This is a genomic window from Pseudomonas sp. 34 E 7, from assembly GCF_900005715.1.
GTDB classification, from domain to species: domain Bacteria; phylum Pseudomonadota; class Gammaproteobacteria; order Pseudomonadales; family Pseudomonadaceae; genus Aquipseudomonas; species Aquipseudomonas orientalis_A.
The window spans coordinates 37977-52522 of sequence record NZ_CVTX01000112.1 but is presented as its reverse complement, the minus strand read 5'-3'; the positions used below and the strand labels follow the sequence as shown (position 1 = coordinate 52522).

General features: G+C 63.0%; 8 protein-coding genes. 2 read left to right on the top strand and 6 right to left on the bottom strand.

Going from position 1 to position 14546, the window contains the following annotated elements:
* Window positions 1–225: 225 nt before the first annotated feature.
* On the bottom strand, window positions 226–2556 hold the full coding sequence (gene pbpC / locus BFP96_RS09625; RefSeq protein WP_065934758.1) for a peptidoglycan glycosyltransferase PbpC: 2331 nt from the start codon (window positions 2554–2556) through the stop codon (window positions 226–228).
* Window positions 2557–2647: 91 nt separating this feature from the next.
* Between pbpC and BFP96_RS09620 the strand changes: the two genes are divergently transcribed.
* A complete protein-coding gene (locus BFP96_RS09620) occupies window positions 2648–2941 on the top strand; it encodes a hypothetical protein (protein WP_065886472.1) in 294 nt (97 codons plus the stop codon).
* Between the two features lie 137 nt (window positions 2942–3078).
* Here BFP96_RS09620 and BFP96_RS09615 read toward each other — a convergent pair whose 3' ends face one another.
* Complete coding sequence (locus BFP96_RS09615; protein WP_065936093.1) at window positions 3079–7977, bottom strand: alpha-2-macroglobulin family protein; 4899 nt, start codon at window positions 7975–7977, stop codon at window positions 3079–3081.
* Window positions 7978–8924: 947 nt separating this feature from the next.
* On the opposite strand from BFP96_RS09615, the gene BFP96_RS09610 reads away from it, so the two are divergent.
* On the top strand, window positions 8925–10268 hold the full coding sequence (locus BFP96_RS09610; protein WP_065936092.1) for an MATE family efflux transporter: 1344 nt from the start codon (window positions 8925–8927) through the stop codon (window positions 10266–10268).
* A 110-nt stretch (window positions 10269–10378) separates the two neighbouring features.
* Here BFP96_RS09610 and speA read toward each other — a convergent pair whose 3' ends face one another.
* The 4 genes from speA to BFP96_RS09590 form a co-directional block, all read right to left on the bottom strand.
* Complete coding sequence (speA, locus tag BFP96_RS09605) at window positions 10379–12292, bottom strand: arginine decarboxylase (RefSeq protein WP_065883466.1); 1914 nt, start codon at window positions 12290–12292, stop codon at window positions 10379–10381.
* A gap of 142 nt (window positions 12293–12434) precedes the next feature.
* Window positions 12435–12806: a translation initiation factor Sui1 gene (locus tag BFP96_RS09600; RefSeq protein WP_057724111.1), complete on the bottom strand. Its 372-nt coding sequence runs from the start codon at window positions 12804–12806 to the stop codon at window positions 12435–12437.
* Between the two features lie 88 nt (window positions 12807–12894).
* Entirely contained in the window at window positions 12895–13431 is a 537-nt protein-coding gene (locus tag BFP96_RS09595) for an NUDIX hydrolase (protein ID WP_065897678.1), read from the bottom strand.
* A 2-nt stretch (window positions 13432–13433) separates the two neighbouring features.
* Window positions 13434–14501, bottom strand: coding sequence for a DUF2333 family protein (locus tag BFP96_RS09590; RefSeq protein WP_065883460.1), 1068 nt, complete (start codon window positions 14499–14501; stop codon window positions 13434–13436).
* Window positions 14502–14546 lie beyond the last annotated feature (45 nt).

The window sequence follows — 14546 nt, the reverse complement described above, 5'->3', positions numbered from 1 at the left end:
AGAGCGTTTTGCTTACTTTTGCGCTTTTCAAAAGTGAGCCGCTGTAAAAGCGGAACCCATAGCAGCCGTTACCGCAGAAACGGATATGTACTCGTTCCAATCCAGCATCCTGGCCAGCCCAGAGGCCGCCATCGGGGGCAAGCCCCCTCCCACATTTGAAAAGTGTTCACAGATCAAAATTGTGGGAGGAGCGGTGCGACGATTCGACTTGCCCCCGATGAGGCCCTAATCCACAACACTGAACTCAAGCCTGGCAGTCTGCCCGGCCTCATCCAACACACTGAGCTGATAGCGCCCCAACCGCTCGAAACTGGCATTGATGCTGTCCTGATTGGCGCTATCCCCCAACGGCGCACCATTGAGAAACCACCAGCGCCGCCCGCTGCCGCCCAGTGCGGAGATTTTCAGGCGCAGGGCCTGTTGACTGGCAGCGGGCAAACGCAGTTGATCGCCCTCGCGCACGCCCACAATGGACAATGGCGAAGCGGCGGCCAGTGCCGGCGGCGGGCAATCCGGGTCGGCGGCCGGGATGCGTGCTTCACGGCGCTCCACCCTGGGCAGCCAGGGCTCCAGCGGAGCCGGCCACAGGGCGATATGCTTCGGTTCGGCGCCAGGGCAATGGGCGTCCACGCGCAAGCCCTTGGCGTTGACCCAGAGGTTTTCCATCAACCCCACGCTCAACGGCTGATCCAGTGCCTGCAACGTCGGCGGCGTGGTGTTATCCAGTGTCCAGGCAAACCGCTGGCGACGACAGTTGGGATCGCTGCGACTCATCGGCTGGCCCAGCGGCCAACAGATTGCCGCCACGCCCACATTGGCCGGCACGGCCTTGACGGGCGCGCTGATGCCGCGCTGGCTGTCGCGGTTGGTCAGTACGTCATGCACCTGCAACATCAACGGCGCCGCCGACGCCAGGCCAAACTGCCCCGGCACCGGCGTGCCGTCCGGACGACCGATCCAGACGCCGATCAGATAACGCGGGCCGACACCAATCGCCCAGGCATCACGAAAGCCATAGCTGGTGCCGGTCTTCCAGGCCAGCGTCGGGCGCTGCACCAGTTCGGCCCGTGGGTCGCGGTCGGGGCGCGCCTGGCCGCTGAGGATACGCCGCACGATCCAGGCCGCCCCTGGCGACAGCAATGGCCGTTCGCGCAGCGCGTCATCCGGCTGCAGGCGCAGGGTGGCGCTCTTGCCGTCGCGGGCCAATGCACTGTAGCCGCTGACCAGCTCTTCCAGGCGACTGCCGGCACCGCCCAGGATCAACGCCAGGTTCGGCTCGGCCAGCGCCGGCAACGCCAGCGGCATGCCGCCGATGCGCATCTGCGCGGCAAAGCGTTTCGGCCCGTAGGCTTCCAGCAATTGCACCGCCGGCAGGTTCAGCGAGCTGGACAGCGCCGTACTCGCCGGCACCGCCCCGGTAAAGCCCATGGAGAAATTGCCCGGCCGGTAATCGCCGTAGCGGCGCGGCACGTCCTGCAGCAGGGACTCGGAATGAATCAGGCCGTCGTCCAGGGCCATGCCATAGAGGAAGGGTTTCAAGGTGGAACCGGGCGAGCGCAGCGCGTTGATCATGTCCACATGGCCAAAACGCTTGGCATCATTGATGTCCACCGAGCCGAGGTAGGCGCGCACGGCCATGGTTTCTTCCTCCACCACCAGGATCGCCGCCGAGGTATGTTCGGGCAAACGCGCACGCCAGCCCAGCAGCAGGTCTTCGAGGCGACGTTGCAGGGTGGCGTCCACGGTGGTGCGGATCAAGGGCGGGCTGTCCGGCCGGTTCAGGCGCCGCGCAAGCAAGGGGGCCAGGCTTGGTTCCAGGCGCGGCGCGAGCAGCAGCGGTTCTTCCAGGGCTTCATCGACCGCCGATTGCGGCCATACCTGGAACTCGGCGAGGCGGCGCAGCACTTTGTCCCGCGCCTGCTGCGCGCGTTGCGGGTGACGGTCCGGGCGCAGGCGGCTCGGTGCCTGGGGCAATACCGCGAGCAGGGCGGCTTCGGCGTGGGTCAGTTGCGCCGGGGATTTGCCCAGATAGGCCCAACTGGCCGCCGCCACGCCCTGCAGCGTGCCGCCGAAGGGCGCACGGTTCAGGTACAGGGTGAGGATTTCGTCCTTGGACAGATGCCATTCCAGCTGTGCGGTACGCCAGAGTTGCCGCAACTTGCCCTGCAGGGTGCGTGAATGCGGGTCGAGCAAGCGCGCCACCTGCATCGATAAGGTGCTGCCGCCCGACACCACCCGTGCGCCGGTCAGGTTCTGCCACGTCGCCCGCACCAGCGCCAACGGATTGACCCCGGGATGGCGATAGAACCAACGGTCTTCGTAGGTCAGCACCGCGTCCAGGTAATACGGTGAGACCTCGCGGGTGTGCACCGGATAGCGCCACACGCCATCGGCATCGGCAAAGCGCCACAATGGCGTGCCATCCTCGGCCAGCACCACCCGGGCCAGGTCGTCCTGGGGCAACGGCAAGGGCCAGATACGGTCGGCCAGCCACAGCAGGGCAATGACCAACAACAGGCTCACCAGTGTCCAGCGAGCAACAAAACGCAAATTCAACCGGGCAAACCTCTATGCTTGCAGGGAACTCGCCTGTCGCAACAACGACCAAAGGCACAGTTACGCCCACCTTCTTAATCAGGACACGCACATGCAGGTAGAAAGCTTTTTCGAATGGTTGGGCCAGGCGCTCGGCTCCGTCATCCGCTTTATCGTCGACGGTCTGAGCGGCTTGTTCGGAGCCTTGACCCACGCCGGCGGCAACTTTATCGATGGCTTGTCGCGCACCCTGGGCATGGACACCTCGATCATCAGCATTATCACCCTGATCGTCGGGCTGCTCTTTTTGTACTCGGCGGTACGCGCCTTTATGCGCGCCTCGGTCATTATCGGGATCATCTGGCTGGTGCTGGGCCTGTGGTTGTTGAGCTGGGTTGTGCACTGATTTATCTGACCGCCCCAATCCCTTGTGGGAGGGGGCTTGCTCCCGATAGCGGTGAATCAGTCAAAACATCATTGGCTGACACTTAGCTATCGGGAGCAAGCCCCCTCCCACATTGATCTCCATTTCAACTTCAGCAATCAGCGGCCCTTGATCACCATATCTGCCGGGGTTTCGCCCACCGCCTGCCAGTTCGGCCGATACATCGACTCCACCTGGGGCGGCGGCACGCGGTAGGTGCCCGGTGTCACTGCCCGTGCCAGGTACAGCAAGTGCGTGGTGCCGCCGTAACCGTCCAGGTTCATCGCCGCCACGTAGCGGTCATCACGAAACTCCTGATGCTTGAGCGACGCGTTCTGCATCGACTCGCGCCATTCCTTCACCTGGCTGCTGGCGTTCTCCAGGCTGGCCGCGCTTTGGGCCAGGTTCTGGTTTTCCAGTTCCAGGCCGGCGGGCAGCAGGTCGACCACCAGGGCATCCGGCACGCGTTGCTTGGCGCTGACCGCCAAATGCACCAGCACCAGGTCGCCGCTGTTGAGGCTGCGCAGGTTCAGCGGCTGGCCGTTCATGCCCAGGTATTCGCGACGGATGCTCAGGTTCTCACCGCCCGCTGCCGGTGGCACTTGTGGGTAACCGGAAATCGTCAGTTGCTGGTACACCGGCGTGTCCCCCTGATTGCTCAGGCTCAAGTCGCTGGTCAGCAGCTTGTCATCCAGTTGCAGGGTTGATTGCTGGTTGTTCAGTTCACGCACACCACCACTGCCGGTCAGCGACACTTGCCAGTTCGCCTCTGGCTGGGCGAGCCCGAGCCGCCCGGCGAGGAACAGCGAATTACGCTCCTGGGTCGACAAATACGGGCTGGCCGCCAACTGGTCCGAGAGCGCGAACAGACGTTCCTCGCGCTTGCCCTTGGCCAGGTCATTTTCTTCCAGCAACGCCAGGATCATCGCCTGATCGCGCAACGGGCTGCCGTAGTCGGCCAGCCATTCCTTGGCGCTGCGCTGCGCGGCCAGGCCGGCGAGCAGCGCCTGGTCCGCACGCGGCTGGTCGCCCATTTTCTGCAGGGCAATGGCCAACTGCACCAGGGGCAAGCCGGAACGCGCATCGCTGCGTCGCTCGAAGATACTGCGCAAGGCCCCCAGCGGCGCCTGCTGACTGCGCGCCAAAACCATGCCGGCATAGGCCTGCACGGCAAAGCGGGTGTGTTCGGCGTTGTCGCTGTAGTCGACTTCGATCAAGTTGCGCTCCTGCACATAGCGCAACAGACGCTCACTGGCTTTCTTCAGCGCCTCGGCCGGCACTGCAAAACCCTGGTCACGGGCGCGCTGCAGGAAGTCGGTGACATAGGCGGTCAGCCAATATTCTTCCTCGCCGTCGGCGCCCCACAAACCGAAGCTGCCGTTGTAGCGCTGCATGCCCAGCAGGCGTTCGATGCCCAACTCGATCTTGCGTTTACGCTCGGCATCCGGCTCGCCCTTGATGCTCAGGCGTTTAAGCAACGCGTCATCGGCGTAGAGCGATGGGTACAAGCCGCTGGCGGTTTGCTCCAGGCAACCGTAGGGGTAGGCCTTGAGCGCGCTGATCTGCGCGCCGAGGTTCAACGGCGGCCGGCTGGACAGGCTCAATAACGCCTCGCTGCCTGCGCTGTCGAACTGCTCCAGCGTGCCCGCAGGCAAGCTCCACGGCTGGTCCTTGAGCACGGCGCGGTAATGCTTGAGCAACGCAGGGTAGGCAGGACGCACGCCCAGGGTCCATTCCCGGCTGAACGGCGGCAGGTTTTCACCGGGCAGATCCAAACCGTTGACCGTCACCTTGACCTTGCCATTGCCCAGGCCGCCCCAGGCTTTCACCGGGATGCGCAGCGTGGTGCGCTGGCCTTGTTTCAACTCGACGCTGTGCGAGCCGCCGTTGACCAGCTGCAACTGCCCTTCGGCGCTCAGTTGTACGTCCAGCTTCTGCGCCTTGCCCGACAGGTTGGACAGGTCCAGCGCCAACGTCGTCTCGTCACCACCGGCCAGGAAGCGCGGTGCCGACAACTCGGCAATCAGCGGCGCGGCAATCACCGTCTTGCCTTCGGCCATGCCGTAACGGTCATCGCTCCAGGCCTGGGCCATCAGGCGCAGCTCGCCGTTGAAATCCGGAATATCGACGCTGACTTCGCCCTCGCCCTGCTCGTTGAGCGTCACCGGCGCGCTTTGCAGGGCGACGATGGTCACGCTGGTGTCCGGGCGCTTGCCGCCCTTGGCCAGTGCCGCATCGCCCCCGAACGCCAGGCTGGCCAGACGGCCCTGCCCGGCTTCGATCAACTGGCCGTAGATGTCGAACTGGTCCACGCCGTAGGCCTTGCGACCGAACAGGCTGGAGTACGGGTCGGGTGTGGGGTATTCGGTGATATTGAGGATGCCAACGTCCACTGCGGCCACCAGCACATGCACCTGTTTGGGCACACTGCCGTCGGCGTTTTTGGCGGCGATCTTCACCGTCAGCGGCTGTTTGGGGCGCATTTTTTCCGGCGCCGTCAGCGTCAGGCCAAGCTTGCGCTGGGTACGGTCCAACGGCAGATGCAGCAGGCCCACCGCGCGTTTGGGGGTGATATTGGCTTTGCGCTCGCCGGGACGGATCACCAGCGCGCTCACGTACAGATCATGCCGCGACCATTTCGGGTCGAGCTTGACGGCAAAACTCTTGCCTTCGGCCGGCACGTCGATTTCCTGCCACCACAGCGGCCCCTCGGCGGACTCAACCAGCAGGTAGCCTTTACCGGCCGCCGGCGGCGTGACGGTGACGTTGGCGGTGTCGCCATCGGCATAGGCGGGCTTATCCAATGCCAGCTTGACCTGATCGGGGCGCACGGCGCCGCCTTCGGTGTTGTCCTGGGCCTGGTAGCCGGCCCAGAAGCGCAGGCTGCTGATCAAGCCGGTCTGCGGGTCTTCGACCTCGACGCGGTAGGGACCCCATTCCACCTGGAAGCTGACCTTGGCGGTGTCGCCGGCCTTGATGTCGAGGGTTTGTTCGTCAAGGTTGAGGAATTTCTCGTTGTAGTGATAGCTCCAGCCATCATTGTCCGAGTAGTTCCAGTAATAGTCGCGGCGCTCACGCACCAGACGCACCTTGAGGTTCTGCGCGGCAAGTTTCTGGCCGTCCTGGTTGGCCACCAGCATTTCGAATTCCGCCGGGCCGTCGCCGTTGGTTTCAGTGCCATCAAACAGCCCGCGCAGGCCCGGCAACTGCTCGGCCGGCCAGATCGGCTGTACCAGGCGTCGGGTGATCGGCCGCCCGCCCGACTCCTGCAGACTGGCCTGCACGATCAATTGCAGAGGCGACTTGGCCTCGGCCCATTTGCTTTCCAGGGTCAGTTCTTCCTGGCCCTTGGCGTCCAGCGTGCTTTCGTCCAGCTCGAAATCCTGGCTCAGCTCTTCTTCGGTGACCGAGCCGAACTGGTAGCCCGGCAAGCTTTTGACCGCCTCGCGCAGCGGGCGCACGTAGACCTGCCCGCTGACCCGGTTGCCCGAGGCCGGCGCGCCGTACAGATAACGGCCATTGACCTGGATGACCGCGTCATCCGCCGGGCTCAGTGGCGTGTCACTGCCCTTGAGCTCCAGCGCCAGGCGCTCGGGCAGGAAGTCTTCGACGAGGAATTCATACAGCTGCGGCTTGCCATCACCCAGGTCGAATACCAGCTGCCAGCGCCCGGTCGGTGCTTCGCCGGCCAGTTGCAGCGGGTATTGATAGAGACCGGAGGCGTCGGCCTCCCACACGAATTTGCGGCTGACCTGCTCATCGGGGCGGCGCACTTCGACGCTCACCGGCTGCGGCTTGACGGCGTTGCCGTCCTTGTCGCGCAACAGGGCGTTGAGCAGCACGGTTTCACCGGGGCGATACAGGTCACGCGGGCCGAACACAAAGAACTGCAACGGGTGCGACGGCTGCCCACCGATATCGAACTCGGCCAGGTCCAGCGCGGCACTGTCCAGACGCAGCAAACTGGTTTGTTCACCCTGCTTGGCCAGCAACACCTGGGCTTTTTTCGGCAGCGGCAACTCGGCGTGGCCACCGTCTTCGGTCTTGCCCTGGCCGAGTACGCGGCCTTCGGCATCGAGGATTTCCAGCTCGACGCCGTTCAACGCCTTGCCGCCTTCCAGCGCCTGGGTAAACACATCCAGGCGATTGGCGTAGCGGTGCACCGACAGGCCGATATCACTCAAGGTAAACAGCGTGGCCGGTTGCGAATAGTTGTAGGTGCCCGAGGCACGCATCACCGCCAGGTACACACCCGGCTGCTGCAATTGCTTGAGACCGGCGATCGGCAGCAGCAGGGTTTCGCGGGTATTGCGCGCCGGGTTGAGGTCAAAACGGCCGCCGTACACCAGGTCGGCCATCGGCAGCAATTCGCGGGATTCGTAACTTTGCAGGCTGGTGTTGCGCCCCCACTGCGCCAGGAACGCCGGCAGGGACTCGGCCTTGATCCGGAAGAATTCAACGTCGATCTTGTCGACGTTCAGCGCGATCACCGGCAGGCCCTCAGCCAGGCGCGTGGGCAACAGCGTGCCACGGCTGGCAAAGCCGACGGTGGCTTGCAGGTCGCGGGTTTCCAGGCGAGCGGTGTATTCGGCGGCGAGCAGGTTGTCGTTGACCGCCTTCACCCCGGCATCCACCGTCAGCACCAACTTGCGCTGCGGCTCCAGGTGGCGCAGGCGCAATTCCATCAAGTTATCGGAAAGCTCCCAGGCGCCATCGACCTTGCCCGACTTGCTGTCGACCAAATGGACTTTGTCGGCGAACTTCTGATCCGGGTCCAGGGGAATGGAAAAACTCACCGACAGGGTGCTGGCCCCGTCCAACTGCACCTCGGACACATCCACCACGCTTAACTCACGCCCGGCGTACCGCTGCTTCAACGCCGCCACATCCACCGCCGCCTTGGCCGGCTTGGGCGCCACACTCGCCGCCGGGGCAGAGGGCGCGGACGGTTTATCGGAAGAATCGCAGGCGCTCAGCAGGGCCAGCGCACAGGCCAGGAACAATCCTTTGTTAAGCATGGGGCACTCATAGTCAGAGGAAACCGAGGGTGAACTATATATCAGCACCGACCAAGCTGCTGCGGAGCTGGTCACATTGACCGACGGAGGGTGTGTTGGTTCTGGGTGTCATTGGGGCCAAACCAAATCCCACATAAAATGCAGATCAAAATGTGGGAGGGGGCTTGCCCCCGATAGCGGTACATCAGCAACAAAAGTTGCCTGACGTACCCACACAACTCTGTAGCCCACCGTAACCACGATGCGAAGCGAGCCGCTTTTGATCTTGATCTCAGGCGCCCCGTTAAACCACGCTGGCCGAACGCAGGCTTGAATCCGTGGGTAACCCGGCAGGACGCCGGGTTAGCCGCACTGGGCCATGGATGGCCCATTGCGGCGGCCCACGGATTCAAGCCGGAGAGAGGGCACACCGAGCCTAGGCGAGGTGCCGAGTGGTGGGGCAAGAGCGTTTTGCTTACTTTTGCGCTTTTCAAAAGTGAGCCGCCGTCAGGGCGGAACCCTAAGCAGCCGTGACCGCAGAAACGGATATGTACTCGGTCTGATCCAGCATCCTGGTCGGCTCTGAGGCCGCCATCGGGGGCAAGCCCCCTCCCACATTTGGATCGGGATCGACACAACATCCTGGTCGGCCCTGAGGCCGTCATCGGGGGCAAGCCCCCTCCCACATTTGGATCGGGATCGACGCAACATCCTGGTCGGCCCTGACGCCGTCATCGGGGGCAAGCCCCCTCCCACATTTGGATCGGGATCGACACAACATCCTGGCCGGCTCTGAGGCCGCCATCGGGGGCAAGCCCCCTCCCACATTTGGGCCGGGATCGACACGACATCCTGGTCGGCCCAGAGGCCGCCATTGGGGGCAAGTCGATCGTCGTACCGCCCCTCCCACATTGGATCTGCCGTGGGGTTAATGGCCGGTTACAATGGCGCTCCACCTAGGAGCCTTCATGACCGCCCTGCTCGCCGACTGGCGCCACCGCCCCACCCATCGCCGTGTCTGGGCCCTGGCCGCGCCGATGATCCTGTCGAATATCTCCGTGCCGCTGGTGGCCCTGGTCGACAGCATGGTCATCGGCCATCTGCCCCATGCCCACCAACTGGGCGCCGTGGCCGTCGGCGCCAGCCTGTATACCTTCCTCGCCTGGGCCATGGGCTTCTTGCGCATGGGCTCCACCGGCTTTGCCGCCCAGGCCGCCGGGCGCAATGACGGCGCGGCATTGCGCCAGGTGCTGCTGCAAGGCCTGCTGCTCGCGCTGGGACTGGCCATGTTGCTGGGCAGCGTGGGCATTCCGCTCAGCCACCTGGCGCTCGAGTGGATGCAACCCTCGGCCGAACTGAACCAACTGACCCGGGAATTCTTCCATACGCGCCTGTTCGGCCTGCCCGCCGCCCTTGCCAGCTATGCGCTGGTCGGCTGGTTCCTCGGCACCCAGAACGCCCGTGCGCCGTTGGCGATCCTGCTGACCACCAACCTGGTCAATATCGCGCTGAACCTGTGGTTCGTTCTGGGCCTGGATTGGGGCGTGGTCGGTTCGGCCCGCGCCTCGGTGATTGCCGAATGGACCGGTGCCCTGCTCGGCCTGGCCCTCACCCAGAAAGCCTTGCGCGCCTACCCCGGCCATATCGCCTGGGCCGCGCTCAAGCTGTGGCAAAGCTGGCGCCCATTGCTGGCGGTAAACCGCGACATCTTTATCCGCAGCCTGGCGTTGCAGTCGGTGTTTTTCATGATCACCGTACAGGGCGCGCGGCTGGGGGATGCGACCGTGGCGGCCAATGCGCTGTTGCTCAACGGCCTGCTGCTGACGGCACACGCTTTGGACGGCCTCGCTCACGCTGTCGAGGCCCTGTGCGGCCACGCCATCGGCGCACGTGACCGCCAGGCGTTAAAACGATCATTGGTGGTTGCCTGTGGTTGGTCACTGATCGCCAGCGTCGGTTTCGCGCTGCTGTTCACCTTCGGCGGCCACCTGTTTATCGCCATGCAAACCGACATTCCCAGCGTGCGCGAAACCGCCGACCGCTACCTGCCCTACCTTGCGGTATTGCCGTTGATTGCGGTGTGGAGTTATCTGCTCGATGGATTGTTTATCGGCGCCACGCGAGCGCGGGAAATGCGCAATGGGATGTTGCTGACGGTGCTGCTGGTGGTGCCGCTTGCGTGGGCATTGCAGGGGTTGGGCAACCACGGGTTGTGGATCACCTTCCTGCTGTTCATGGCGGTGCGCAGTTTGACCCTGTGGGCAATTGCCTGGCGCCTGAATCGGCAAGGGCTGTGGCTCGGTAAAAACTGAAGAAATGCAATCCAAATGTGGGAGGGGGCTTGCCCCCGATAGCAGTACATCAGCAACAAATCAGTTGCCTGACACTCCGCTATCGGGGGCAAGCCCCCTCCCACATTTTTTTACGAGGACAGGTAGGAGGATCGCGTCAGGCCCAGGCGCAGCGCGTCCAGGAACTGGGTACGTTCCGACGCACTGATCTTCGCACTCGCACACTTGTCACGGTAATGCGTCATCAATTCCTCCGGCGACAAGTGCACATAGCGCAGCATGTCTTCGATGGTGTCGTGAGTCTCGATACCGGCGCTGTACACCGAACCGTCTTCACGCTGGTAGATGTTCACCGAGTCGGTGTCACCGAACAGGTTGTGCATATCGCCGAGGATTTCCTGATACGCGCCGACCAGGAAGATGCCCAGCAGGTAGTCTTCGCCCTCGTTCAAGGCATGGACCGGCAGGCTGGTCTCGATGCTCTGTTCGTCGACGTACTGCTTGATCTTGCCGTCGGAGTCGCAGGTCAGGTCTTGCAGCACGGCGCGGCGCAGCGGCTCTTCGTCGAGGCGATGCAGCGGCAGAATCGGCAGTACCTGGCCGATGGCCCAGGTGTCCGGCAGGCTCTGGAACACCGAGAAGTTGCAGATGTACTTGTCGGCCAGTTTGTCGTTGAGTTCGTCCAGCACCTGGCGATGCGAGCGCTGGCGAGCCTTGAGCGAGTTGTGCAGGCGACGGCACACGGCGAAATAGCACTGTTCGGCCAGGGCTTTCTCGGCCAGGGTCAGCTTGCCGTCGGCGTACTGGGTGGCCACGTCGCTCATGTAGTGAGTGGCGCGCCAGTAGGTTTCGGTGACCATCTCGATATCGGTCGGGCCCAGCAGGTCCACCAGCCATTGCACAGTTTCCGGCAGGCTCTCCTTGTTTTCGATGGTCGGGATTTCGTCGTTGTGTTTCTCGACGTCGGTCACCTGCACCACCAGCATGGCGTGGTGGGCGGTCAGCGAACGGCCACTCTCGGAGAAGATGTGCGGATGCGGCAGGCTCTGCGCGTCGCAGAACTCCTTGAGCATGCCCACCACCACGCCGGCGTAGTCGTCCATGTCGTAGTTGATCGAGCTGGCGTTGCGCGAGTGGGTACCGTCGTAGTCCACGCCCAGGCCGCCGCCCACGTCGATGTGGTCCACCGGCAGGCCAAGGTTGCGCAGTTCGCCGTAGTAACGAATGGCTTCCTTGAACCCGTGCTGGTAGTCGGCCAGGTTGGCGATCTGTGAACCCATGTGAAAGTGCAGCAGGCGGATGCCCTGGTCCAGGCCGGCCGCGCGGAAACGCTCGACCACCGACAGCAGCTGCGCCGCCGACAGACCGAACTTGGACTTCTCGCCACCGGTGTCCGCCCACTTGCTTGAGGCCAGGGACGACAGGCGCACACGCAAGCCCACCTGCGGCTTGACCTTGAGGCTGGCGGCCTCTTCGATCACCAATTCAACTTCGGATTCTTTCTCGATCACGATAAACACATTGTGGCCGAGCTTCTGGCCCATCAGCGCCAGGCGGATGAATTCACGGTCCTTGTAACCGTTGCAGACGATGGTGCCGCCCTTCGGCGCCAGGGCCAGCACGGCGAGCAGCTCCGGCTTGGAGCCGGCTTCCAGGCCGATGGAGACGTTCTGGGTGGCGATGATGTTCTCGATCACCGCTTCCTGCTGGTTCACCTTGATCGGGTACAGCGCGGTGTACTGGCTCTGGTATTCCAGGCGTTCGATGTTCGAATCGAAAGCACCGGTGAGCTGGCGTACACGGTCTTGCAGGATATCGGGGAAGCGCACCAACAGCGGTAACGACAGGCCGCTTTTGCGCAGCTCGTCGACTTGCTCGTACAGATCGACAGGCGTGCTGTTCGGACCGTTCGGACGGACTTCTACGCGACCGGCTTCATTGATCGCGAAATAACCGGCCCCCCAATGGCGAATCCCGTAAACACTGCGGCTGTCCGCAACTGTCCATTGGCTGCCATCGTCTTTGCGTGTGCGTCGTACGGACATCGAAGTCCCCTATAAATGAAGGCGAAGGCGCCACCTCAAGCGGAGGCTGGCGCAGTCTAAAGAATGAAAATGACGATTTGCCTGTAAGGGAGGTAGACCTCGCTCGCAGGGCAGAGTTTAGACACAGGTCGGGAAGAGGCTTTCAGCCACCGGACTTCTTGGCCTTGTAACCGAGCTTGATCAGCTCGGCCAACAGCAGTTCGACATGCTCGCCCTGGATTTCGATGACCCCGTCTTTCAACGCGCCACCGGTGCCGCAGCGCTTTTTCAGCGTGGTGGCAAGTTCCTTAAGCGCCTCTTCGGCCAGCGGCACACCGGTGATGGTGGTCACCGTCTTGCCGCCACGGCCTTTGCTCTCGCGGCGTACGCGGGCAATGCCGTCGCCTTCGGGAATCAGGGTTTGTTTGCAGGTGCACGAATCCACGGGCTGACGGCAGTCCGGGCAGTGTCGACCTGCATCGGTGGAAAATACCAGGCCACCCAGGGCGGCGAAGGATGCGGCTTTCTTGGCCACCGGCAATCCTCTAGGGGATGAAAAGTGGCGCAGTGTAACGGCAAAAAGCCAAGTTGCTAAGGGCCAAATGGCGCCATTTCATGCAACTTTAGCGACGCAAGGCCAGATAGCGCCGCAGGCCTTCTTGCGCGTCCGGGCAGTAAGGCTTGTGTCTGGCCTCGCTCAACACCGTTTCAATCGGCAGGAAGCGCGCTTCCATGACTTCTTCGGGCTGCAGGCACAGTGGCCCGTCCCATACCGCCGAGTAGGAGGTGCACCAAAGCCTGCTGTCGCCGTCTTCAAAATAGAAATGGTCATGTTCGATCAATTCCACGCCGCTGACGCCGAGTTCTTCGGCAAGCTCACGGGCCGCCGAATCGGCATAGGTTTCCCCTGCCGCGACCATCCCGCCCGCTGCCGTGTCCCAGAACCCGGGGTACAGCGCTTTGCTCAGGGTGCGCCGATGCACACACAGCTCGCCCCTGGAGTTGAACAGAAAGATAAAGGTGCAACGGCCAATCAGCCCGCGGTTGCGCAGGTCGGACCTGACGAGGTTGCCGAGCGGGTTGTCATGTTCGTCAACCCACTGGATCAGTTCAGCATCGGAGGCTACCCGGTGGGCGGCCTCCTTTTGAGTAGCGTCCATCATCAACCCTGATTGAGGAGCTGACGCAAATCGATCACTGCAGCGTTGGCCCGGGAAATGTAGTTGGCCATCACCAGCGAATGGTTCGCCAGTACCCCGAAGCCACTGCCGTTGAGAATCATCGGGCTCCACACCGGTTCCTGCGAGGCCTCCAGCTCACGAATGATCTGGCGCACGCTGACGGTGGCGTTTTTCTTGGCCAGCACGTCGGCAAAATCGACTTCGATGGCGCGCAGCAGGTGGGACAGTGCCCATGCCTGGCCACGGGCTTCGTAGAACACGTTGTCGATCTGCATCCAGGGGGTTTCCACCACTTCTTCATCGACCTGCGGCACTTCACCCGGCGCCAGCGCTTCGGTTTTCAGCGCGGTGTTCAGCTTCACGCGGCCCACACTGGCCGACAGGCGTTGCGACAGCGAACCCAGACGGGTGGCGACATCGCCCAGCCAGTTGTTCAGGTTGTCGGCGCGGGCATAGAACAGCGCGCCCTTCTGGTTGGGGTCGGACAGGCGTGCTTCGTAACGGCTCAGGGAATTGATGCCTTCCTGGTATTCCGACTCGCTGGACGGCAGCACCCAGCTCTTGTTGTCAAAGTTGAAACGCGGCTCGGCCTTGGCCAGGTCAGCGTCTTCAGCCGACTGCGACTGGGAACGGGCGAAATCCTTGCGCAGGGCGCGGGTCAGGTCACGTACCTGCACCAGCACGCCGTACTCCCAGCTCGGCATGTTGTCCATCCACAGGCCTGGCGGGAAACGGTCATTGGAAATATAACCGCCGGGCTTGTTGAGCAAGGTGCCGACCACGTTTTTCAGGGTTTCGACGGTGGTGTAGCCGATCACCATCTGTTTGCCTTCCTTCTCGGCGGCAAGCTGGGCGTTTTGCTGGACCGGAAACAACGCCGGCTCCTGGCTCCAATACCAACCCAGGCCACCGGTGACCAGCAGGTACAAGCAGATCACGCTGAGCAAGGCGCGACTCATGAGCAGGTTGCGAACGTAGCTGCGGTTGGCCGACTTGGGCTCAGGGGCGGGGCCTTTGGCACTGCCTTCACGGTTTTTCCAGTCCAGCATGGCGATATCCTTTCAATCACTTGAGTTCATGCACATCAATTGTCC